Origin of the sequence: Methylobacterium sp. Leaf125 (genome assembly GCF_001423085.1) — a bacterium.
Classification (GTDB): Bacteria; Pseudomonadota; Alphaproteobacteria; order Rhizobiales; family Beijerinckiaceae; genus Methylobacterium.
This window is the reverse complement of sequence record NZ_LMNU01000001.1, coordinates 753,177-773,687: the sequence shown is the minus strand read 5'-3', so window position 1 is coordinate 773,687 and position 20,511 is coordinate 753,177. Positions and strand designations below refer to the sequence as shown.

Sequence of the window (20,511 nt, the reverse complement as noted above, 5' to 3'; positions counted from 1 at the left end):
TCGTGCGTGGCTCGCGTGTCGGGTGAGGCCGCCGGTTGAGGTTTTCACCCGGCCACTTCGTCGAATCTGAGGCGGTGCTGACGCCAGAGCGCAGAAGCTGAGCCCCCGCATCGGATTGGCGCGTAGATTAGAATAATTGAAAACTGCTTTACTTTCAGCAGGTTAGCTGCTTGCGCCCAAACTGGCAACGGAAACGGCGATCGTCAAGGGCACAATTCCGTCGCGCCCCAACGATCCCGCCGCCCTCAGCGGGCGAGCTCGCGCAATCCGAGCCGGATCAGGGTCTTGGCCTCGGCCCCCTCGCCCGCGTTCTTGAGGGCCTCGGCGATCGCCGCGGAGGCCTGGACCGGCGCGTAGCCGAGATTGACGAGGGCCGAGATGGCGTCGGCGACGGGCTGCGGCGCCGTGCGGGCTTCCACCGCACCGGACAGGGCGATCACCGCGGGATCGATGGGCGCGAAGGCCGGCGCCTTGTCCTTCAGCTCCGCCACGAGGCGGGCGGCGAGGCGCGGACCGACGCCGGGAGCCCGCGCCACCGCGCCCTTGTCCCCCATGGCGATGGCCGAGGCGAGGGCCGAGGGTTCGAGCACCGAGAGCAGTCCGAGGGCGACCTTGCTGCCGACACCCTGCACGGTCTGAAGCAGGCGGAACCACTCGCGCTCGGCATCCGAGCGGAAGCCGTAGAGCCGGATCATGTCCTCCCGGACATGGGTCTCGATGGCGAGGTCCGTGGCCTCGCCGATGCCGGGCAGGCGCTGGAGCGTCCGGGCCGAGCAGTGGACCACGTAGCCGACGCCCTGCACGTCGAGGATCACGAAATCCTCGCCATAGGAATCCACCACGCCCTTCAGCTTGCCGATCATCGCCTCGCCCATCCCTCGCGCCGCCGGATGCCCATCCGCCGGCGGATTGCCTACAGGCCGGAACGCCCGAGCGCCATGCGGTCCGGACCGTCATGTGGTCCGGAACGCCATAGGGTCTCAAACGTCATGGCGATTATATCGTTGGCACATACGGGCTTGCGCTAGGCTTCGTTCGACCCCATTGATGGTACATCAGCTTGATCAGGGCGCTGTGGAGAAGTCTCGTGTCGGCCGTCATGGCCGGAGTGGTGGTCGTCGCTGTGTTCACGTTCGTAACAGACGTGGAGTTCAGCATGGTCATAAATGCAACGTTCAAAATGCACGGTGTGGCGGGCGTACGTGTGGGTACAGTCGGTGACAGCCACTCCTGCAATGATTGTCGTATCGAGCTTTGAGATAGTTTAGACCTGATCTAGACGACGCCTAGGAGGGTTCGAATCCCTCTGCCCACACCATCTTTCGCAGTATTAGCTGCTTAGTCCCTTGACGACCTCGGCTTCGCGATCCTTTTCAACGCCAAATCGAAGTCCCTCTCATCCTCGCTAGCCCCGGCTTCGCGTGCGGCTTCAATAAAGCGGCGCTTCTGCTCCTCGGGCGTCAGCTTCTCCGCGCCGAGCTTGGGGGCTTGGCGACAGTTTGATCTGTTGTATTTGGTGGTCTCATGTCAGTCCACGCCTCTTCTGAGACCTAATTTGTCTCTTCGAAGATAATAGAAACGGTGGCGGCTTCGAGCCTTCCCAGCAGATTGAGAGATAATTTTTTTACCATGCAAGCTGTCGAGCACCTTCTTTGCAGCCCGCCAATCGCGACCAATCACCAATCCCGCATCCGTTACATTTACCTTATCCTGATCTGCTAAATAGTTCACGAGTATTTTCTCGCTTTCAGTCAACGAGGCATATAGATCAGGATTGATTGACGCTGCTGCTTCGGTCCTTACATACTGCTTGCGATGCTCTTGGTCGTTTTCAAGCGTTACGGAAACTTGGAAAGTTCCGACCTGTTTCTGGGCAAATCGCGGATCAGGTAGATTGGCGTCACGCATCTCTTGACGCATGCGCCTGGTGCCTTCGAAAGCACACTGAACGTAATCGAAGTAGTAGAGAGCCCACATTAAATTTGGATTGCGCGGATTATGAGCGTCAAAGACTGTACCCGCAGTCGTCGGCGGCATAAATGCGCCCGGACTTTCAATGATGAGTTTGTCCTCAAACATTTTTACGAAGATATTCATGTTCTTAAGATTGTATGATCTATGAACCGCGGCGTTAACGAGTGCTTCAAGCCAGACCGAGCGTGGATATTCAGGATTTGTCGAAAATTTTCCGTCGGGACCTAAACGGGTAAAATTTCTTATTTGTGAAGCGATGAACTCGTCAGCTTGAGCAATTTGGCGTGATAATGGACCTTCGATAAGTCTATCAGCAACGTTATTGAGCTTTCCTCCAAATTTCTCTTCAATGCCATCGTAGCGAATTATTCGGATGAATGCTCCAGGCGCTACTATCCTAGGATCTTTAGCAAACAGTAGCGCGCATGCGAGATTGGGTTCAAATCCGAGCTTGTTCTTCTTCCCTAGTTTCGTCAGGCATAGTATGTCCGAAATCGAATAACTTTGCGTAAGCCGCCTCTTGGATATGTAATTTAGGCGAAATTGATCTAAAAGTATCGGATCGAAATCGTCCGGATATTTTAGCCCTGCAATGCGCTCAGACTCTACATCAAGTTCGCCGCGGTTGAGCCTGATTTCCCTCTTCTCGGCTTCTGTCAGCTTCCGCTTCTGATCGCCTTCTCGAACAAACGCGCTCCCATCAGTCGTCTCGACGAGCTTGTCATCACGGTAATGGACGCGGACTGCGATAATGAAATCAGGTTCGTTTTTCTTATTGGCTACACCAACACGCTTAAGTTCGAACCTTGCATCCGGACAAAGCCGGCGCACGGTTTCAAGTTGATTTATGTGCTCCTGCTCAACGCGCTTGCAACCTGAGACGCCTCCATCATCATCCACTCCAATAAATATAATACCACCTGCAGGCTGTGAATTTGTCCACATTGAAAGATTGTCGGCTAAGTCCTTTTGGGAGATCCTGGCCTTTTTTCGCTCTATTCGACTGTCTTCCTTAAAACGTTGAATCGTGTGTTGATCCAAATCGTTGAAGATGTCGTCTGGCGTCCAAAGCTGTGGCAGCTCGTCCAGCGGCACACTGAAATCAAACGTGAGCTGGTTGCCAGACACAGCGGGGTCCCCTTGCCGACTAGGTGCAGACTTGGCGTAAAAACGCTTTTAAGCGCAATCGCTTGCTCTCGGCAATCTAGTCGGCGTCTGGTTCGCTGGTTTTTCGCCTAGGTTTAATCAGATTGAGCTAATCGGTACGTCAGCCGCTTACCTACCACGCCCCACAAGGCCCTATCCGCCCGCTCCAAATCCCCGCACCCAAGCTTGACGCGGTTGTTGTACCGAAAATCGAACTCGGCGAGGTAGCGATGCAGGTGCTGCTTGCCGCGGTGCTGATAGACGCCCTTCATGCCGCGTTCGAACACGGAGAAGTAGCCCTCGACGGTGTTCGTGTGAACGATGCCGCGAACGTACTCCTTGGCGCCGTGCGTGGTCATCTGGTGGTCGGCGAAGGACGCGCCGACCTTGGTGTAGATGCTGGACTCGTCGGTGAAGAGGCTGGCTTCCTTGAGGATGTTCGCTTCGATGATCGGGCGAAGCGTCTCAGGCCGGATGTTATCCACGACCACGGAGCGGACCTTGCCAGCATCGCGGTCGAGCAGGGACAGCACCTTCATCTTGTGATGATAGGCGCGGGCCTTGGGCACGCCGGGCTCTCGGCCGATGAAGGTCTCGTCAGCTTCCACGATGCCGCCAGCGCCCGGCATGCCGTTGATGCCGCCCATGGGAGCGAGGGAGCCATCACGCATGGCCTCGCGCAGACGGTGAGCCATGAACCAAGCCGTCTTGTAGGTGACGCCGAGCGTGCGGTGCAGCTGGTGGGCCGAGAAACCCTTCTTGCTGGAGCACATCAGATGTGCAGCCTGGAGCCACAGGTGCAGCTTCACATGGCTGGACTCAAACACCGTGCCGACCGTAACCGTGAACTGCTTCTTGCAGTCGCCGCAGCGACGCAGACCCATCCGGCCGCCCTTAACGGCAGTGATCCGACCCATCCCGCCGCAGTCCGCGCATACGGGGCCGTCCGACCACAGAAGGCTTTCCAGCTTCGCGAAAGCGGCGGCTTCGTCGTGGAAGAAGGCGGCGGAAAGGGCGGACATAGGGCTAACTCCTTGATCCAGAAGCTATGCCGTCAGCCTGTATGTGCCAACGATATAATCGCCAACGTCATGGGGTCCGGAACGCCTTGGGGTCCGGAACCCTGTGCTCCCGCGCGACGGCGGCCGGCCTGCCTTGAGGCGGCGCGGCGTTCGTGAAATCAAAGGCGCCCTACCCGCCACACACGGATGACCGCCTCGATGCGCCAGACCGCGCTGCTCCTCGCCTTCGGGCTCCTGTTCACCGCCGGCGCGACCCGGGCGGCCGAGACGCCGGCCGCGGTGACGCCGGCCGCGCCGTCCAGCGATCCGACCCAGGTCCGTCCGGGCGCCTACGCGCTCGATTCCGCCCATGGCAAGATCACCTGGTCGGTGAGCCACCTCGGCTTCTCGACCTATTACGGCCAGATCACCGACGTGACCGCGCAGGCGGTGCTCGACCCGAAGGAGCCGGCGAAATCGACCCTCACGGTCACCATCGGCACCGACAGCGTCAACGGCCTCGACGACCGGCTCAACCAGCACCTCAAGGCGCCGGACTTCTTCGACACCGCGAAGTTCCCCAAGGCCACGTTCACGGCGACCGGCATCGAGCCGACGAGCCCCACCACCGCGCGGGTCAACGGCGACCTGACCCTGAAGGGGGTGACGAGGCCGGTCGCCTTCGACGCCACCTTCAACCAAGCCGGGATCAACCCGGTGAACAAGGCCTACACGGTCGGGTTCGACGGACGGGCGGTGATCAAGCGCTCGGATTTCGGCATCAACGCCTTCCTGCCGCTCCTCGGCGACGAGGTGTCGCTGCGGCTCGAGGGCGAGTTCAAGGCCGTGGAGTGAGGCCGCGCTCCGACGGCCGCAGGCGTCGGTAGATCCCCGCCAGGAGGGCCGTCACCAGGACGAGCAAGGCCATGTCGATGAGGCTGGAGGCGAGGATCCGGACGGCCAGGACGACGGGGGGCAGGTCGACGCCGGCGCGCTCGGGCGCGTGCAGCATCCGGTCCACGAGACCCAGGGGCAGGATCGTGGCCACCAGGATCACGCCGATCCGGGCGGTCGATCCGCGGGTCATCGCGAGCGTGCCGCGCAGGGTCGCGTCGGGGGCGCCGACCGCCAGGGCCGGCGCGAGCATGCTGGTCCGGATCTGCAGGAGCAGGAGGGCGATCCAGGCGAGCAGGCCGACGATCAGCGTGACCGGACCGAGCCTCTCCGGCGAGAGGCTTCGGTCCAGCACCCCGCTGACCAGGAGCCAGAACAGCTCGAGGGCGAGGAAGTCCTGGAACGGGCCCGCCCGGCCCTCGACGACGGCGCGCACGGAGCCGTCGGCGCCCAGGATGAGCCGGAACATCGCCATCCAGTAGGGGGCGAGCAGGATCGTGCAGAGGCCGTCGACGAGGAAGAGGTCGTCCTGGAAGCGCGCGGGCCGGGTCGGGTCGCCCATCAGCGTGTGGGCGGCCTCCTTGGCCAGGACGATGAGGAACGCCACGGTGGTGGCCGAGCCGAGGGCGCGGATCGCCGGGAGCGCGGACGTCACGCCGTCCCGCAGCGTCTCGCCGACCGGCAGCGCCGGCCGCATCGTTCCGTGGTCGGCCATTCCGTTCGATCTCCGCCCAGCGCGCGTTGCGCCCAGAGGCACTGCACAAGCGCCCGGGCAGAGTCCAGGGCGCGGCTGCGCTCAGTTGCGGGCCAGGGCCGCCGCGATGCGGGCCGCCGCCAGGCTGCTCGTCCCGGCCACCGGGACGTGCTGGCGCTTGAGGGCGTGGGCGCCCCGATGGCTGTTGTGGGTGATGGCGATGGCGAGCGCATCGGCGGCGTCGGCCACCTTGAACTCGGCCTTCGGCAGCAGGAACTTCACCATGGCCTGGATCTGGACCTTGTCGGCGTGTCCCGAGCCCGAGACCGTCTTCTTGATCAGGTTGGCGGAGTACTCGAACACCGGCATGCCGGCCAGCGCCGGGACCAGCAGCGCCACCGCGCGGGCATGGCCGAGCTTCAGCGTCGCCTGCGCGTCCTTGTTGACGAAGGTCTCCTCCACCGACACCTCGTCCGGCTGGAAGGCCCCGACGATGCGGGTGATGCCCTCGTAGAGCTCGCGCAGGCGCAGGGCGAGGGGCAGGTCCCCGTCCGAGGTGACGACGCCGCAATCGACGTAGGCGAGCTTGGTCCCCGTGGCCGTGACGACGCCCCAGCCGGTGCGCCGCAGGCCCGGATCGATGCCGAGGATGCGAACGGGAACGGTCATGCGGACAGGGTCATGGCTGGCGCGGCTCCGGGCGCGAACATCGCGCCGTGCGAGCGTTAGGGACATACCGTGAACGGAACGTTATGCCAATCCGTGCCCGCGCGGTGGCGCGATCGGTGCCGCGATCGGTGGCGCGCCGGAGCGCACCGGCGCGCCCTGCGGACCCATCCCGGAGGCCGCGAAAGTCAGATCAGCCCCGGGCTGACCATGCTCCAATACGGCTCTGTAACTGCTTCTTAGACTATGGCCTTGTATTAACACAGGACACCTTCCAGGCGGACGGGTTTCCTCGTGAACGACTCCCCGGCCCATCGCCCGAACCGGCTCCTCGGGCCCCTGGCGATCCGCGCGACCCCGGTCCTGCCGGCCAGGCTGGTGGCGCCGACCGCCTCCGGGACCGTGGCGGTGATCGGTTCCCCCGGCCAGGACGTCGCCGCCATCGTCGCCCGCGCGGGCGGCACCATCCTGCGCCCGGGCGGCGGGACCCACGTCCTGGTGGTGCGGGCCGGATCCGCCGACCTCGTCGCCCGGCTCGACGCCCGGTTCGCAACGGGCTGCACGCCCACCGCACAGACGTGATCGCTCCAACCAGACCCGACGACCTCGACCAGACCCGACGACCCCGACGCTCCCCTCCGGATCCGAGCCGCCGATGACCAACCTCGACACCCTTCGGCAGCATTTTGGCCGCTTCCTGATCGGCATCCTCTGGCTGCACCTGCCGATCGTCGCGCTCGCGGCCTGGCTCGCCGGCAATCCGACCCTGGTGCCGTTGTCGGTCGCCGGCGCCCTGGCGGGCCTCAGCACGCTGATGTGGCGGCGCTCCGCCATCGGCCTGGCAACCCGGCTGGTGAGCAGCCTGTCCCTGATCGGCATGGCGGCGATCCTGCTCTCGGCCCTGGCCGGACATCCGTGGCAGGTCGACCTGCACATGTACTTCTTCGCCTGCATGGCGGTGATCGTCGCCTGGTGCGACTGGACCATCCTGGTGGCCTGCGCCGCCGCCATCGCCGGCCACCACCTCACCCTGAACCTCGTGATGCCGGCCCTGATCTTCCCCGGCGGCGCCAGGAGTTCGGACCTCGCCCGCGTGATGCTGCACGCGGTCATCCTGCTCCTCGAAACCGGCGTGCTGGCCTGGGTCGCCCGCACCATCGCGACGACCGTCGCGGCGCAGGCGGCCTCCGAGGGAGCGATGCAGGCGCAGATGGACCGCATGCGGGCCCTCGAATCAGAGAGCGCGCTGGCGCGGGCGGGCGCCGATGCGCAGCGCAAGGCCGCCATGCAGCAGACCGCCCACTACTTCGAGACGACGGTGAGCGACATCCTGGGCCGGGTCACGCGGGCGGCAGCGGCGATGCAGGGCACGGCCCAGGCCATGACCGGAACCGCAGAGGGTACGGCGGGACGCGCCGGATCCGTGGTCGGCGCCGCCGAGATGGCCGCGCAGAACGTCGGTCGCGTCGCCGGCGCCGCCGAGGAACTCGGCGCCTCCGTCGCGGAGATCGGCCGGCAGGTCGCGGATTCGGCCCGGATGGCCCAGGGCGCGGTGGGGCAGGCCGACGCCACCGGCCGCCTGGTTCATGCCCTCAGCACGGGCGCGGCCCGGATCGGGGACGTCGTCGGCATGATCTCCGGCATCGCCGGCCAGACCAACCTGCTGGCCCTCAACGCGACAATCGAGGCGGCGCGCGCCGGCGAGGCGGGCCGGGGCTTCGCCGTGGTCGCGGCGGAGGTCAAGGAACTCGCCAACCAGACCGCCCGCGCCACGGACGAGATCACCCAGCAGATCAACGCGATCCAGGGCACGACCGGCGAGGCGGTGACGGCCATCGAGGCGATCGCCGCGCAGATCCGCACCATGAGCCAGACCGCGGACGCCATCGCGGCGGCGGTGGACCAGCAGGGATCCGCGACCCGGGAGATCATCCGCAACGTGGCCGAGGCGGCGACCGGCACGGGGGCGATCACCGGCACCATCGGGGGCGTCGCCCAGTCGGCCGAGGCGACGGGCGCCGCGGCCGCCCAGGTGCTGGTCTCGGCCTCCGCGCTGGCGCAGGAGGCCGACCAGCTCGGCAGCGAGGTGAACCGCTTCCTCGAGACCGTGAAAGCCGCCTGAGGCGGGGGCCTTCGCTCAGCCCTGGAGCTTCTCCATCAGGGCGTCCGACAGGGCGAAGTTGACGAAGACGTTCTGGACGTCGTCCTGGTCCTCGATCACCTCCACGAGGCGGATCAGCTTCTCGCCGGTCTCGTCGTCGACCTCGATGGTGTTCTGCGCCTTCCAGACCAGGGCCGTGCGGCGCGGCTCGCCGAAGCGGGCTTCCAGGGCCTTCGAGACCTCGCCGTAGGCCTCCTGCGCGCAGGTGATCTCGTGGCCGGACTCGTCCGAGCGCACGTCGTCGGCACCGGCCTCGATGGCGGCCTCCAGCATGGTGTCGGCATCCGCGACCTTGGCCTCGAACTCCACCACGCCGACATGGTCGAACATGAAGGAGACGGCGCCCGTCTCCGCCAGGCTGCCGCCGGACTTCGTGAAGGCCGAGCGCACGTCGCTGGCCGTGCGGTTGCGGTTGTCGGTCTGCGCCTCGACGATCAGGGCGGCGCCCCCGGGGCCGTAGCCCTCGTAGCGGATCTCGTCGTAGCTCTCCGCATCGGCCCCCTGCGCCTTCTTGATCGCGCGCTCGATGTTGTCCTTGGGCACGTTCTCGGCGCGGGCGGCGATGATGGCGGCGCGCAGACGGGCATTCATCGCCGGGTCCGGCAGCCCGAGCTTGGCCGCGACCGTGATCTCGCGGGCGAGCTTGCCGAACAGCTTCGACCGGACCGCGTCGACGCGGCCCTTCCGGTGCATGATGTTCTTGAACTGGGAATGGCCGGCCATGACGTGACCCTAGACTGGTAGGAACGAGACCGGATCGCGGGGGCCATCTGCCGAGGCCATCTACCTAGGCCATATGCCAGGAGCCTGTGCCGGGGCGGCGGGTCCGCGATGCCGGACGGAACGGGGTTGGCCGGCTTATAGGCCGCGGGCCGCGCCCCTGACAACGCTGCGCCGCAGCGTGCGCGGCGTCGGGCGCGATCCCCCATGGCTATCCGGCGGACAGGGACTATCCTGGGGCGATGACACAGCAGGCGATCGATCGGGCACGGCCCGAAAGCAGCGGCAGGGATCTCCGGACCCGGCCCCGCACCGACGCGGGGTCGCCGCGATGGCTCAGGCTCGCGCTGACGGGTGCGCTCGGGATCGTCGCCGGCGCGATGCTGTTCCCGACCCGCGCCGAGGGCGCACCGCGTCCGACCCGCGCCGAGGGCGCACCGCGCGGACGCGGCGAGCCGCGGCGTCCGAGGCCCTGACGCCGACCCTCAGCCGGTGACCCTCAGCCGGTAACCTGCGCGTGCCAGTCGCGCAGGGCGCCGACCGTGACGACGCCGTCCGGCCAGGCATATCCGGACAGGTGCCGATGGGGGGCGCCGGGCTCGCCGAGATCGGAGACGGCCGAGAACGCCCCGTCGAGGCGGTGGCTCTCGGTGTAGCGGCTGCGCGTGGCGATCACCGGCAACCCGGCATCCAGGGCCGAACGGATGCCGGCGGCGGAATCCTCGAAGGCGACGGCCTCCGCGGCCGGGACGTCGAGGCGCGCGAGCGCGAGCTCGAAGACGTCCGGGGCCGGCTTCTTGCGCGGCGCCTCGTCGCCGCAGGCGATGACGTCGAACGGGATGTCGCCCGCGGGGAAGTTGATCCGCAGCAGGGTGTCGACGTTGGGTCGGCTCGTCGTGCTGGCCACCGCGAGCTTGAGCCCGGCCGCCCGCGCCTCCGCGATCAGGCGGCCCACCCCGGGGCGCAGGCCGAGGCTGCCGCCCTCCACGAGGTCGCCGTAGCGGCGGGTCTTGCGGTCGTGGATCTCGCCCATGCGCGGGCGCAGGGTCTCGACCGCGTCGGCGTGCTCGGTCTCGACGTAGTGGCGCAGGCGTTCCTTGCCGCCCATCACCGTCAGCAGATCGGCGTAGCGCGCCGGAGACCAGGACCAGGGCAGGCCGAGATCCGCGAAGGCGCCGTTGAAGGCCTGCCGGTGGAGGTCCTCCGTCTCGGCGAGCGTCCCGTCGACGTCGAAGATCAGCGCCCTCAGCATGAGAGGGGACCGCCTCCGACCTCCGCGGCACCCGCGCGGATCGCCGCGATCCGGTCCCCGTAGCCGGACGGCCCACCCTTGAACACGGCATTGCCGGCCACGAAGGCGTTGGCGCCCGCGCGGGCGGCCAGCGCCACGGTCTCGGGGCCGATGCCGCCGTCGACCTCGATGTCGATGTCGCGGCCGGCGGTCATCGCCCGGATCCGCCGGATGGTTTCCAGGGTCGAGGGAATGAAGCTCTGGCCGCCGAAGCCCGGATTGACCGTCATCACCAGGACGAGGTCGACGAGGTCGAGGAGCGGCTCGATCGCCGAGGCCGGCGTCCCCGGATTGAGGGCGATGCCGGCGCGCTTGCCGAGGTCGCGGATCGCCTGGAGCGAGCGGTGGATGTGCGGGCCGGCCTCGACATGGACCGAGATCGCATCGGCGCCGGCCTCCGCGAAGGCCGCGAGGTAGGGGTCGGCCGGGGCGATCATCAGGTGCACGTCGAAGGGCTTGGTCGAGTGCGGCCGCAGGGCCTTGATCACCGCCGGGCCGAAGGTGAGGTTCGGCACGAAGTGTCCGTCCATCACGTCGAGGTGGATCCAGTCGGCCCCGGCCTCGGACACCGCGCGCACCTCCTCGCCGAGCTTGGCGAAATCCGCCGAGAGGATCGAGGGCGAGATGATCGGGCCGTTCATAGGGAGTTCCTCTGGAGCCTCGTGGCCGCGCTCAGGCCATGCGGCGCTTGCGCTCGACGAGCTGCATGATGATCGGGGTCAGGATGAGCTGCATGGCAAGGTCGAGCTTGCCCCCCGGGATGACGATGGAATTGGCGCGGCTCATGAAGGAGCCCTGGATCATCGAGATCAGGTAGGAGAAGTCGATGCCCTTGGGGTCCTTGAAGCGGATCACCACCATCGATTCGTCGGCCGTCGGGATCCAGCGGGCGATGAAGGGATTCGAGGTGTCCACCGTCGGCACGCGCTGGAAGTTGATGTCGGTCCAGGTGAATTGCGGGCAGATGGTCTGCACGTAGTCGGGCATCCGCCGCAGGATCACGTCGGTCACGGCCTCGGTGGAGTAGCCCCGGAACGAGCGGTCCCGGTGCAGCTTCTGGATCCACTCGAGGTTGATCACCGGCACCACGCCGATCTTCAGGTCGGCGTAGCGGGCCATGTCGACGTTGTCGTCGACGACGCAGCCGTGCAGGCCCTCGTAGAACAGCAGGTCGGATCCCGGCGGGAACGCCTCCCAGGGGGTGAAGGTGCCCGGCTCGGTGCCGTAGAGCGCCGCGTCCGCCGCATCGTGGGCGTAGTGCCGGGTGCGCCCGCCCCCGGACTCGCCGTAGGTGCGGAAGACCTCCTCCAGCTCCGGCAGGAGATTGGCGCGCGGCGCGAAGTGGCTGAGATTCGGCTCCTCGACCATCATGCGGCGCATGGTGTCGCGATCGTAGGCGTGAAACGCATCGCCCTCGATGTAGACCGCGCTGACATCCTCGCGGCGGAAGATCTGCTCGAAGGTGTTGCGGACCGAGGTGGTCCCGGCCCCCGAGGAGCCGGTGACCGAGATGATGGGGTGACGCGCCGACATCTGTGTGCGTGCTGTCCCGTGCGGGCGCGCTAGCTGCGCATCAGGCCGCGCTGCCCGAACAGGGGCGAGCGGCCGGCGGCGGCGTTGCGGCCATCGTAGTACTTGGCCACGCAGGCGACCTCGTCGAGCGAGCCGAAGATCAGCGGTACGCGCTCGTGGATGCCGGTGGCGCCGATGTCGAGGATCCGACGCTCGCCGTCGATGGCCCCGGCCCCCGCCTGCTCCATCAGCATGGCGATGGGCGCGGCCTCGTAGAGCAGGCGCAGGCGGCCCTGCGCGTAGCCCTTCCGATTGTCGCCGGGATAGAGGAACACGCCGCCGCGCAGGAGCACGCGCTGGGCGTCCGCCACCAGCGAGCCGAGCCAGCGCATGTTGAAGTCCTTGTCGAGGGGGCCCTCCGAGCCGCGCAGGCAATCCTCGATATAGGCCTTCACCGGGCCGTCCCAGTTCCGGGCATTCGAGGCGTTGATCGCGTATTCCTTGGCCGTGGCCACCACCTCGATGCGCGGATGCGTGAGGCGGAAGGTCCGCTCGGCCCGGTCCAGGGTGTAGATCTGGGTGCCGTGGCCGAGGGTGACCACCAGGGAGGTGGCGGGCCCGTAGGTGACGAAGCCGGCGGCGATCTGCTCGGAGCCGGGGCTGGTGAAGGAGGCGATCGAGTCCGCCGCGCCGGCCACGACGGGACGGATGCCGAAGATCGAGCCCACCGCCATGTTCACGCCGATGTTCGACGAGCCGTCGAGGGGATCGATCGCCACGGCCAGGGGCGCGCCCGGATTGAGCTGCATCATGCCCTCGGCCTCCTCGGAGGCCACCACCGCCACGGGCGCGCCGCGCAGGGCTTCCGTGAAGCGCTCGTGCGCGAGGACGTCGAGGGCCTTCTGGACGTCGCCGTCGCTGTTGTGGTCGCCGGTGGCGGCGAGGTCGGCACCGCCGAGCATGCCCCGGCCGATCACCTCGCTGACATCGACCGCCGCCTCGGCGCAGGCCGCGATCACGGCCGCCGCGTCGGCGAGCCGCCCATCGGCCGCGACCGTCTTCGCGAGGCAGTCCGCGAGGGTGGACCCGAACTCCAGAGACACCGTCGACATGAATGTCCGTCCTTCTTCCATTCCTGGCCGGGAATCCGGCCGACTCGGTTGCCCGGCCGACTTGGTTGCCCGGCCGGCTCGGTTGTCTCGGCCGCCGGCCGCCCCGGCTGCCTTGCCGTCCCGACGGTTCGCCCTGCCCGACCTCGACGGCTCGGGTCAGGGCGCCGTGCAGGATCGGCGCGCCATCGCTTCCTGCCCTTGGCACGAGTGCCCCCGCGGGCACCAGTGCCCCCGGCGCATCCATGCCGCGCAGGTCCCTATGGTATCACCGAAAGAATTCTGAAAAAACTTGCGAGCGATTCCAAAAAAACTAGAAAAGCCTGATGCGCAACCTCTCTCTCAAGCAGCTCCAGGCGGTCGCCGCCGTCGCCCGCCTCGGCACCATGACGCGCGCCGCGCAGGAGCTCAACGTCACCTCGGCCGCGCTCTACGCCCGGATCCGCCAATTGGAGGAGGAGGCGGGCCTCATGCTGTTCGACCGGACGCCCACCGGGTTGAAACCCACGGATGCGGGCCGCGAAATGCTCTGGGCGATCAACAGCATCAACACGGTGCTGGAGACCTGTGCCGACCGCCTGGAAACCCTGAAGGGCGGCAGCAGCGGTCGCGTGGCGATGGGCGTGGTCTCCACGGCCAAGTACTTCGCCCCGGGCGTGATCGCCGGCTTCGTCGGGCTGCATCCGGCGGTGGAGATCAACCTCACGGTGGGAAACCGGGGCAACATGGTCGAGGCGCTGCGCAACTACGAGATCGATTTCGCCATCATGGGACGTCCGCCCCGCGATTTCGCCATCGAGGCCGAAATCTTCGGTCCGCACCCCATCGTGATCATCGCCGGCCCGCATCACCCCCTCGTGGGCCGCACCGGCCTGACCCGGGCCGAGCTCGCCCAGGAATCCTTCCTGGTCCGCGAGGAGGGCTCGGGCACGCGCACGGTGTTCGAGGAGTTCATGGCGGGAGTCATGATCAAGCGCGCGCGGCTCGGCATCGATTCCGGCTCGAACGAGACCATCAAGCAGGCGGTAATGGCCGGGCTCGGCATCGCCCTGATCTCCGCCCACACGGTGGCGGCCGAGCTCGAGAGCGGGCGCCTCGCGGTCCTCGACGTCCAGGGCCTGCCGATCCGGCGCGACTGGTACGCGGTGCGCCGGGCCGACAAGGTGCTGGGGCCGGCGGCCGCGGCGTTCTGGGACTACATCGCCAAGGATGGCGGGCGCTGGCTGCCCCAGCTCCGGCTGTCGCCGAACCCCTCCCCCGTCACCGCGGAGTTCGAGGCATGAGCGCGGCCGGTGTCGTCATCGTCGGCGCCGGCCAGGCCGGCTTCCAGGTCGCGGCCTCCCTGCGCGAGGCGGGCTTCGCCGATCCCGTCACGCTCCTGGGCGACGAGGGCCTGCCCTATCAGCGGCCGCCCCTGTCGAAGGCCTACCTCGCCGGCAAGACCGATGCGGTCGGCCTCTGCCTGCGGCCCGCTTCCTACTTCGACGAACATCGCATCGCGCGGCGATCCGGCGTCGCCGCCACGGCGATCGACCGGGCGGCCCGGCAGGTGCGCCTCAGCGACGGCGGCAGCCTCGCCTACGACCATCTCGTCCTGGCCACCGGCGCACGCAACCGGACGCTGCCGGTGCCGGGCCACGACCTCGCAGGGGTGTACCAGCTGCGCTCGCTGGCCGACGCCGACGCGCTGAAGGCGGCCCGCGGGGCGGCGCGCGCCATCGCCATCGTGGGCGCCGGCTTCATCGGGCTGGAATTTGCCGGCATCTGCGCCGGGTCCGGCCTCCCCGTGACGGTGATCGAGGCCGCGGACCGGCCCATGGCGCGGGCGGTCTCGGCCGAGACCGCCGCCTTCTTCACGCAGGCGCACCAAGGCGCCGGTGTCCGCTTCGCGTTCGGGGCCGGGGTGCAGGCGCTGGAGGGCGAGGCGGGCCGCGTGGCGCGGGTCCGGCTCGCCGACGGATCGGCGATCGACGCCGATCTCGTCCTCGTCGGCATCGGCGTCGTCCCGAACCAGGACCTCGCCGAAGCCGCGGGCCTCGCCGTCGGCGACGGCATCCACGCCGACCCCTTCCTGGCGACCTCCGATCCGGCGATCTCGGCCCTGGGCGACTGCGCCCGCGTGCCGAGCCGCTTCGCGGACGGGCAGGCGCTACGCATCGAATCGGTGCAGAACGCCGTGGATCAGGGCCGGTGCCTCGCCGCCCGGCTCACCGGGCGCCCGACCGCCTACGCGGCCGTGCCCTGGTTCTGGAGCGACCAGGGCCCGCACAAGCTGCAGATCGCCGGCCTGACCCGGCCCGACGATGCCAGCGTCGTCCGTCCCACCGCGGGCGGCCTGTCCGTGTTCCGCTTCCGCGACGGCCGCCTGAGCGGCGTAGAGACGGTGGACCGGCCGGCCGACCACATGGCGGCCCGGCGCATCCTGAGCCTCGGGGTGCCGCTGACGCCGGAGGCCGCCGCCGATCCGGCCCGGGACCTGAAGGCGCTCGCCAAGGGCAGCTAGCCTCCGGCCCGGCGACCGCAGGGGGCTGAGGCCTAGCGGTCGTTCTCGGTGTTGAGGGCGCCCAGCCGCGTGCCCTCGTCGCGCCCCTGCCCGCTCAGGCGGACCCCGTCCGACCCACCGTCCCGGCTGAACACCACGCCGTGGGTCATCAGCGCGCTGCGCAGGGCCTCGATCTGTCCGGACGGCTGCTCCCGGCCGCCCGATTCGAAGTCGCGCACGAAATCCGCCCCGAGCCCGAGCCGGCCCGCGAGATCGGCCTCCGACCAGTTCAAGAGGGCGCGGGCCGCCCGCGACTGCGCCGGGGTGATGGTGTTCGGGCCCGAGGCCTCGGGCTGCAGGCCGCTTGGGGTTCCCTCGTCAGATCCCGTCACCGCATCAACTCCCTGCTTTACGCTCTGCCGGACAACGGGACCACGGGCGGTTCGTTCAATGGAAACCGGTCCGGGGGCGGTTAACGGGGGATCGCGGCGGCATCCCGTCGAATCCCGTGCAGGCGGTCTTGACCATATTTGTGCTGGAATCTTATCCGATAGGCCGCAGGGCCCGTCCTGTTCCGAGCGGTTCCGTGCGCATCACCCGCGCCGAGCGCCGAGACGGGCCGGCCGGGTTGCAACGTTCGACGCGACGCGAAGCGCGCTTGAAAGGGGGCCAGACGATGAGAGCGATCCGAATCGCCATGGTGGCCGGCGCCATCGCGGCCGGGACCGTGACGGGAGCCATGACCACGGCGGCGACCGCCCAGATGGGGAACAACGTCACGGGCTTCGGCCGCGAGGGCCGCGAGAAGCCCGAGAAGAAACAGTACGTTCCGGCGGCCAAGCCCCAGGAAAAGATCTTTCCCCTCGACGCCACCTGGACGGCGGTGAGCCTGAACGGCAAGCCCTTCGGCGGCAACGACCGGCCGAGCTTCACCATCGACAAGCAGTACCGGGCCCGCGGCTACGGCGGCTGCAACACCTTCGCGGCCACCGCCTTCCCGCTCAAGGAGCAGCACCTCGCGGTCGGCCCGCTCGCCCTGACGAAGAAGCCCTGCGACAAGGGCCTCGGCGCCAGCGAGCAGGACTTCTTCATCGCCCTGCGCACCGCCGGGCAGTGGGACCTGGTCGGGTCCCAGCTGGTGATCAAGAGCCAGAAGGGCGAGCTGCGCTTCGACCGCGCGCTCTGAGCCTTGCCACGGTGACCCCTCCGTCGGTTTTAAGCTTCCATTGACGACGATCCGCGGTCGCGACCGCGGATTTACCCGCCCTTCAAGCCGCACCGTGCCTCCTGATCCCGGCCGCCGAGTGGTTCGGCGGGTGGGGAGAACGCGATGGGCACCAGGGTGGAATGGACCACCGGCAGCAACGGCCTCCGGCCCGGCCTGCGCGAGGAGACCCGCTACACGTGGCCCCAGGGGCTCCATGCGGGCGCCGCGATGATCGCCACCGCCAGCCCGGTCGTCGCCACCATGGTGATGCTCTGCGCCGCCCTGTTGACGCACTGATCCCGGCAGAGGCCGCTGGACCGTCGGCGGAAGAAATAAGTTCTCCATTTCCGCACCGCCGCAGGTGAAGACTACTCCAAGTCGGCAGCTTCGTTGCCGACGGAGAAGGATTGTCTTTGACCTCGGGTCTTTGTCGATTGCCTCGACAGAAACGACACGATATCTCCCGGCCCTGAGTTCGTTCCAGGCAAACTTCGGCGCGCCGTTGCGCCGGCCTCCGGGACGCAATCCTCACGCTGTTCAGGAGAGACCTATGGCCGAGTCCCAGAGCCCCGCCTCGACCCGCACGCCGGGCCACGGCCACATCTTCGGCTCGATCACCGAGACCATCGGCAACACGCCCCTGGTCCGTCTCAACCGGATCACCAAGGAACACGGCGTCGACGCCGAGATCCTGCTCAAGCTCGAGTTCTTCAACCCGATCGCGAGCGTGAAGGACCGCATCGGCGTCAACATGATCGACGCCCTCGAGGCCTCCGGCAAGCTGAAGCCCGGCGGCACGCTGGTGGAGCCGACCTCCGGCAACACCGGCATCGCCCTCGCCTTCGTGGCGGCCGCGCGCGGCTACCGCCTCATCCTGGTGATGCCCGAGACCATGTCCCTGGAGCGCCGCAAGATGCTGGCCTTCCTCGGCGCCGAGCTCGCCCTGACCCCCGGCCCGCAGGGCATGAAGGGCGCGATCGCCAAGGCCGAGGAACTCCTCAACGAGATCCCGGGCGCGATCATGCCCCAGCAGTTCTCGAACCCCGCCAACCCCGAGATCCACCGCAGGACGACGGCCGAGGAGATCTGGAACGACACCCAGGGCCACCTCGACGCCTTCGTGGCCGGCGTCGGCACGGGCGGCACCATCACGGGTGTCGGCTCGGTGCTGAAGCCGCGCCTGCCCGGCCTGAAGATCGTCGCCGTCGAGCCGACCGACTCGCCGGTCATCTCCGGCGGCCAGCCCGGCCCCCACAAGATCCAGGGCATCGGTGCCGGCTTCATCCCCGACAACCTCGACAAGGCGATCATCGACGAGGTCATCACGGTCTCGAACCAGGAGGCCTTCGACACCTCGCGTCAGCTCTCGCGCCTCGAGGGCATTCCGGGCGGCATCTCCACCGGCGGCAACGTGGCCGCGGCCCTGAAGCTCGCCGCACGCCCCGATTTCCGCGGCAAGCGCATCGTCACCGTCGCCTGCTCCTTCGCCGAGCGCTACATCTCCTCGGCCCTCTTCGACGGCCTCTGAGACCCGCGCGGGCGGTCCGGGCCTCGCTCCCGGATCGCCCGAACGTCGCGTATCCGGCTCGCGAGCCCTGACCCGCGAGGCTCGGCCCGAGAGCCGCCATCATGTCCACCGCCCTCTACGCCCTCCGCCGCTGGGGGCGGCGCCCCGTCATCCGCGTCGGCGCCTTCAGCGTCGGCGGCGTCGCGGCCGCCCTGGTTTCGGCCGTCCTGGCGCCAATGGTGCCGGCGGACCTCGGCGCCTCGATCGGGGCCGACGCCGTCGACCAGATCCTCTCCGTCCTGGCGACCAGCATGCTGCCGGTGGCGACGTTCTCGCTCTCCACCATCGTGCAGGCCTATGGCGGGGCCACCAACACCGTGACGCCCCGCGCCGTGACCCTGCTGATGCGCGACACCCGTGCGCAGACGGCCGTCGCCAGCTTCATCGGCGCCTTCGTCTACAGCGTCGTCGGCCTGATCGCCCTCAAGACCCATTTCTACGGCAGCCAGGGACGGGTGATCCTGTTCGGCCTGACCCTGCTGGTTCTCGTCAGCGTGGTGGCGACGCTGGTTCGCTGGATCGACACCCTGTCGCATCTCGGCCGGGTCGGCGAGACCATCGACGCCATCGCGGCGGCGGCCGGCGAGGCCGTGCGGCGGCGCGCCGAGGCCCCCTATCTCGGCGGTCTGCCCTGGCAGCCGGCGCCGCCCGGCGCGGCCCGGATCGCCGCCGCGGGGACGGGCTACGTCCAGCACGTCGATGCCGCCCGCCTCGACGCCCTGGCCGAGACGCACGGCCTCACCCTCCACCTTGCGGCCCTGCCGGGCACGTTCGTCCACCCCAAGCGACTCCTGGTGGAGGTCGACGGATCCGTCGACGCCGCCCTGCGGGACCGGATCGCCGCGGCCTTCGTCGTCGGCGACCGGCGCAGCTTCGACGACGATCCGCGCTTCGGCCTCATCGTCCTCGCCGAGGTGGCCCAGCGCGCGCTGTCTCCGGCGGTGAACGATCCCGGAACCGCCGTCGATGTCATCGGCACCCTGGTCCGCGTGCTCGGCCTCTGGGACGCGCGCCGCGCCGCCGCGCCCGAGGCGCGGATCTATCCGCACCTGCGCGTGCCCGGCCTCAGCGCCGACGACCTTCTGGCGGATGCCTTCGATCCCATTGCCCGCGACGGCGCGTCGGACGTGACGATCGGCCTGCGGCTGCAGAAGGCCCTCGCCGCCCTCGCGGATCTCGGAAGTCCGGCTGTCCGGGCGGCTGCCGGCGCCCAGGCCGACTTGGCGCTCCTGCGCGCCGAGGCGGCGCTGCCCCTCGCCACCGATCGGGCTCGCCTTCGCGAGGCCCGGGCCACCTGGAGCGAAGCAACCTCGGGGCCGGCGCCGGGTTGAGCCTCCAACATCAGGAGGACATCATGACCGACGAGCCGCGCGCCGCCAGTGCGCCGAAGGAGAGCGACGCCGACCGCAACGGCGGGACGCCCGCGCAGGGCGCGGCCTCCGGATCCGGACAGGCGGCGCAGGGCGGGGAAACGCAGCCCGCGAGCCTGAAGGCGATCGGCGCGGCCGCGCGGAAGACCGAAGCTTCGGGTGCGACCCGCGAAGCCCTCGACCGCGCCACCGCGCCCAACGGCCAGGATGCGGGGGAGTAGACATGCCGAACGATCACATTCCCATCGTGGGCACGCGCAAGCCCGATTCCGATGTCGGCAAGCCGGGCGACCCGGCCGTCGCCGGCGGGGGTCAGTCGGCCGATCAGGCCGCGATCACCCGGCAAGGTCCCGGCGGCGAGACCGATACGGCCCGCAACGCCGCCTGGGACGGCGCGCCGAAGGGACGCAATCCCACCCCGGCCGGCGGCTCCTCCGACGGACAGTCCGACTGGCCCCGTTCGCCCCAAGCCAGCCCCAAGGCCAGCTCCAAGGCCAATCCCAAGGAATGATGCGATGACAGGCTCCGACGACAAGGATCCGCCCAAGGACAAGCCAGCCAACACGGCGCCCGACGCGGTGATGGATCCCAACGAGAAGACCGACGGCAAGCCCGGCCAGGGGCCGAAGGGCGGTGCTCAGCCGGACGGCGAGACCGATCCCGGCGGCGGCTAGAACGCGTCTCCGGTCGCGGGCCCGGCCGGGCGCTGCACGGCCC

At 68.4% G+C, this 20,511-nt stretch carries 23 protein-coding genes and 1 tRNA gene; 13 read left to right on the top strand and 11 right to left on the bottom strand.

The features are described from left to right. Nucleotides 1-245: 245 nt before the first annotated feature. The gene (gene ruvA, locus ASF58_RS03515) at nt 246-863 is read right to left on the bottom strand and encodes a Holliday junction branch migration protein RuvA (protein WP_055948754.1); all 618 of its coding nucleotides are present in this window, start codon (nt 861-863) and stop codon (nt 246-248) included. Nucleotides 864-1,192: 329 nt separating this feature from the next. On the opposite strand from ruvA, the gene ASF58_RS25580 reads away from it, so the two are divergent. Beyond that, nucleotides 1,193-1,318: transfer RNA gene (locus ASF58_RS25580), tRNA-OTHER, on the top strand. Nucleotides 1,319-1,527: 209 nt separating this feature from the next. Here the strand turns inward: ASF58_RS25580 and ASF58_RS24705 are convergent. Both ASF58_RS24705 and ASF58_RS03510 read right to left on the bottom strand, forming a co-directional pair. Then, nucleotides 1,528-3,102 (bottom strand): RNA-binding domain-containing protein, encoded by a 1,575-nt coding sequence (locus ASF58_RS24705; protein WP_082512802.1) that lies wholly within the window; start codon nt 3,100-3,102, stop codon nt 1,528-1,530. Between the two features lie 113 nt (nt 3,103-3,215). After that, nucleotides 3,216-4,142: an IS1595 family transposase gene (locus ASF58_RS03510; protein WP_055947261.1), complete on the bottom strand. Its 927-nt coding sequence runs from the start codon at nt 4,140-4,142 to the stop codon at nt 3,216-3,218. Nucleotides 4,143-4,340: 198 nt separating this feature from the next. Between ASF58_RS03510 and ASF58_RS03505 the strand changes: the two genes are divergently transcribed. Then, nucleotides 4,341-4,976, top strand: coding sequence for a YceI family protein (locus ASF58_RS03505; RefSeq protein ID WP_055948751.1), 636 nt, complete (start codon nt 4,341-4,343; stop codon nt 4,974-4,976). On the opposite strand, the gene ASF58_RS03500 is transcribed toward ASF58_RS03505, so the two are convergent. Both ASF58_RS03500 and ruvC read right to left on the bottom strand, forming a co-directional pair. Next, nucleotides 4,960-5,730: a hypothetical protein gene (locus ASF58_RS03500; protein ID WP_055947259.1), complete on the bottom strand. Its 771-nt coding sequence runs from the start codon at nt 5,728-5,730 to the stop codon at nt 4,960-4,962. The two genes, ASF58_RS03505 and ASF58_RS03500, sit on opposite strands and share 17 nt — an antisense overlap. Nucleotides 5,731-5,811: 81 nt before the next feature. Continuing rightward, complete coding sequence (ruvC, locus tag ASF58_RS03495; protein ID WP_055947256.1) at nt 5,812-6,378, bottom strand: crossover junction endodeoxyribonuclease RuvC; 567 nt, start codon at nt 6,376-6,378, stop codon at nt 5,812-5,814. Between the two features lie 291 nt (nt 6,379-6,669). On the opposite strand from ruvC, the gene ASF58_RS03490 reads away from it, so the two are divergent. Both ASF58_RS03490 and ASF58_RS03485 read left to right on the top strand, forming a co-directional pair. Continuing rightward, the gene (locus ASF58_RS03490) at nt 6,670-6,957 is read left to right on the top strand and encodes a hypothetical protein (RefSeq protein WP_055947253.1); all 288 of its coding nucleotides are present in this window, start codon (nt 6,670-6,672) and stop codon (nt 6,955-6,957) included. Between the two features lie 73 nt (nt 6,958-7,030). Then, complete coding sequence (locus ASF58_RS03485) at nt 7,031-8,497, top strand: methyl-accepting chemotaxis protein (RefSeq protein WP_055947250.1); 1,467 nt, start codon at nt 7,031-7,033, stop codon at nt 8,495-8,497. A gap of 15 nt (nt 8,498-8,512) precedes the next feature. Here the strand turns inward: ASF58_RS03485 and ASF58_RS03480 are convergent, their stop codons facing one another. From ASF58_RS03480 to ASF58_RS03455, 5 genes are all read right to left on the bottom strand, one after another. Continuing rightward, nucleotides 8,513-9,259: a YebC/PmpR family DNA-binding transcriptional regulator gene (locus ASF58_RS03480; RefSeq protein ID WP_055947248.1), complete on the bottom strand. Its 747-nt coding sequence runs from the start codon at nt 9,257-9,259 to the stop codon at nt 8,513-8,515. A 496-nt stretch (nt 9,260-9,755) separates the two neighbouring features. Further along, nucleotides 9,756-10,508: an HAD-IA family hydrolase gene (locus tag ASF58_RS03470; RefSeq protein ID WP_055947241.1), complete on the bottom strand. Its 753-nt coding sequence runs from the start codon at nt 10,506-10,508 to the stop codon at nt 9,756-9,758. Beyond that, on the bottom strand, nt 10,502-11,188 hold the full coding sequence (gene rpe, locus ASF58_RS03465; RefSeq protein WP_055947237.1) for a ribulose-phosphate 3-epimerase: 687 nt from the start codon (nt 11,186-11,188) through the stop codon (nt 10,502-10,504). Before rpe ends, ASF58_RS03470 begins: the two co-directional genes overlap by 7 nt. 31 nt (nt 11,189-11,219) lie before the next feature. Beyond that, complete coding sequence (locus tag ASF58_RS03460; protein ID WP_055947234.1) at nt 11,220-12,080, bottom strand: phosphoribulokinase; 861 nt, start codon at nt 12,078-12,080, stop codon at nt 11,220-11,222. Between the two features lie 29 nt (nt 12,081-12,109). Continuing rightward, nucleotides 12,110-13,171, bottom strand: coding sequence for a class 1 fructose-bisphosphatase (locus ASF58_RS03455; RefSeq protein WP_181017226.1), 1,062 nt, complete (start codon nt 13,169-13,171; stop codon nt 12,110-12,112). A 323-nt stretch (nt 13,172-13,494) separates the two neighbouring features. On the opposite strand from ASF58_RS03455, the gene ASF58_RS03450 reads away from it, so the two are divergent. Then, complete coding sequence (locus tag ASF58_RS03450) at nt 13,495-14,451, top strand: LysR family transcriptional regulator (RefSeq protein ID WP_055947232.1); 957 nt, start codon at nt 13,495-13,497, stop codon at nt 14,449-14,451. Beyond that, complete coding sequence (locus tag ASF58_RS03445) at nt 14,448-15,671, top strand: FAD-dependent oxidoreductase (RefSeq protein WP_055947231.1); 1,224 nt, start codon at nt 14,448-14,450, stop codon at nt 15,669-15,671. The genes ASF58_RS03450 and ASF58_RS03445 overlap by 4 nt, the downstream gene beginning before the upstream one ends. 32 nt (nt 15,672-15,703) lie before the next feature. Here ASF58_RS03445 and ASF58_RS03440 read toward each other — a convergent pair whose 3' ends face one another. Then, nucleotides 15,704-15,979 (bottom strand): XRE family transcriptional regulator, encoded by a 276-nt coding sequence (locus ASF58_RS03440; protein ID WP_156375544.1) that lies wholly within the window; start codon nt 15,977-15,979, stop codon nt 15,704-15,706. Nucleotides 15,980-16,326: 347 nt separating this feature from the next. On the opposite strand from ASF58_RS03440, the gene ASF58_RS03435 reads away from it, so the two are divergent. The 7 genes from ASF58_RS03435 (at nt 16,327) to ASF58_RS26640 (ending at nt 20,468) form a co-directional block, all read left to right on the top strand. After that, nucleotides 16,327-16,836, top strand: a complete 510-nt coding sequence (locus ASF58_RS03435) for an META domain-containing protein (RefSeq protein ID WP_055947227.1) — start codon at nt 16,327-16,329, stop codon at nt 16,834-16,836. 144 nt (nt 16,837-16,980) lie between these two features. Continuing rightward, nucleotides 16,981-17,154, top strand: coding sequence for a hypothetical protein (locus ASF58_RS25575; RefSeq protein ID WP_156375514.1), 174 nt, complete (start codon nt 16,981-16,983; stop codon nt 17,152-17,154). Nucleotides 17,155-17,407: 253 nt separating this feature from the next. Then, nucleotides 17,408-18,385 carry a cysteine synthase A gene (gene cysK / locus ASF58_RS03430; protein ID WP_055947225.1) on the top strand — a complete coding sequence of 326 codons (978 nt, stop codon included), beginning with the start codon at nt 17,408-17,410 and terminating at the stop codon, nt 18,383-18,385. Between the two features lie 101 nt (nt 18,386-18,486). Beyond that, nucleotides 18,487-19,755, top strand: a complete 1,269-nt coding sequence (locus ASF58_RS03425) for a DUF2254 domain-containing protein (protein WP_244477173.1) — start codon at nt 18,487-18,489, stop codon at nt 19,753-19,755. A 23-nt stretch (nt 19,756-19,778) separates the two neighbouring features. Continuing rightward, complete coding sequence (locus ASF58_RS03420; protein WP_055947222.1) at nt 19,779-20,015, top strand: hypothetical protein; 237 nt, start codon at nt 19,779-19,781, stop codon at nt 20,013-20,015. 2 nt (nt 20,016-20,017) lie between these two features. Next, entirely contained in the window at nt 20,018-20,305 is a 288-nt protein-coding gene (locus ASF58_RS03415) for a hypothetical protein (protein ID WP_055947220.1), read from the top strand. Between the two features lie 4 nt (nt 20,306-20,309). Further along, on the top strand, nt 20,310-20,468 hold the full coding sequence (locus tag ASF58_RS26640) for a hypothetical protein (protein ID WP_181017225.1): 159 nt from the start codon (nt 20,310-20,312) through the stop codon (nt 20,466-20,468). Nucleotides 20,469-20,511: the final 43 nt, after the last annotated feature.

Excerpts from the sequence above, each read along its gene's own strand:
- ruvA (WP_055948754.1), bottom strand. The coding sequence starts at position 863 with ATGATCGGCAAGCTGAAGGGCGTGGTGGATTCCTATGGCGAGGATTTC.
- ASF58_RS03510 (WP_055947261.1), bottom strand. The coding sequence starts at position 4,142 with ATGTCCGCCCTTTCCGCCGCCTTCTTCCACGACGAAGCCGCCGCTTTC.
- ASF58_RS03505 (WP_055948751.1), top strand. The coding sequence starts at position 4,341 with ATGCGCCAGACCGCGCTGCTCCTCGCCTTCGGGCTCCTGTTCACCGCC.
- ASF58_RS03500 (WP_055947259.1), bottom strand. The coding sequence starts at position 5,730 with ATGGCCGACCACGGAACGATGCGGCCGGCGCTGCCGGTCGGCGAGACG.
- ruvC (WP_055947256.1), bottom strand. The coding sequence starts at position 6,378 with ATGACCGTTCCCGTTCGCATCCTCGGCATCGATCCGGGCCTGCGGCGC.
- ASF58_RS03485 (WP_055947250.1), top strand. The coding sequence starts at position 7,031 with ATGACCAACCTCGACACCCTTCGGCAGCATTTTGGCCGCTTCCTGATC.
- ASF58_RS03480 (WP_055947248.1), bottom strand. The coding sequence starts at position 9,259 with ATGGCCGGCCATTCCCAGTTCAAGAACATCATGCACCGGAAGGGCCGC.
- ASF58_RS03470 (WP_055947241.1), bottom strand. The coding sequence starts at position 10,508 with ATGCTGAGGGCGCTGATCTTCGACGTCGACGGGACGCTCGCCGAGACG.
- rpe (WP_055947237.1), bottom strand. The coding sequence starts at position 11,188 with ATGAACGGCCCGATCATCTCGCCCTCGATCCTCTCGGCGGATTTCGCC.
- ASF58_RS03460 (WP_055947234.1), bottom strand. The coding sequence starts at position 12,080 with ATGTCGGCGCGTCACCCCATCATCTCGGTCACCGGCTCCTCGGGGGCC.
- ASF58_RS03455 (WP_181017226.1), bottom strand. The coding sequence starts at position 13,171 with ATGTCGACGGTGTCTCTGGAGTTCGGGTCCACCCTCGCGGACTGCCTC.
- ASF58_RS03450 (WP_055947232.1), top strand. The coding sequence starts at position 13,495 with ATGCGCAACCTCTCTCTCAAGCAGCTCCAGGCGGTCGCCGCCGTCGCC.
- ASF58_RS03445 (WP_055947231.1), top strand. The coding sequence starts at position 14,448 with ATGAGCGCGGCCGGTGTCGTCATCGTCGGCGCCGGCCAGGCCGGCTTC.
- ASF58_RS03435 (WP_055947227.1), top strand. The coding sequence starts at position 16,327 with ATGAGAGCGATCCGAATCGCCATGGTGGCCGGCGCCATCGCGGCCGGG.
- ASF58_RS25575 (WP_156375514.1), top strand. The coding sequence starts at position 16,981 with ATGGGCACCAGGGTGGAATGGACCACCGGCAGCAACGGCCTCCGGCCC.
- cysK (WP_055947225.1), top strand. The coding sequence starts at position 17,408 with ATGGCCGAGTCCCAGAGCCCCGCCTCGACCCGCACGCCGGGCCACGGC.
- ASF58_RS03425 (WP_244477173.1), top strand. The coding sequence starts at position 18,487 with ATGTCCACCGCCCTCTACGCCCTCCGCCGCTGGGGGCGGCGCCCCGTC.
- ASF58_RS03420 (WP_055947222.1), top strand. The coding sequence starts at position 19,779 with ATGACCGACGAGCCGCGCGCCGCCAGTGCGCCGAAGGAGAGCGACGCC.
- ASF58_RS03415 (WP_055947220.1), top strand. The coding sequence starts at position 20,018 with ATGCCGAACGATCACATTCCCATCGTGGGCACGCGCAAGCCCGATTCC.
- ASF58_RS26640 (WP_181017225.1), top strand. The coding sequence starts at position 20,310 with ATGACAGGCTCCGACGACAAGGATCCGCCCAAGGACAAGCCAGCCAAC.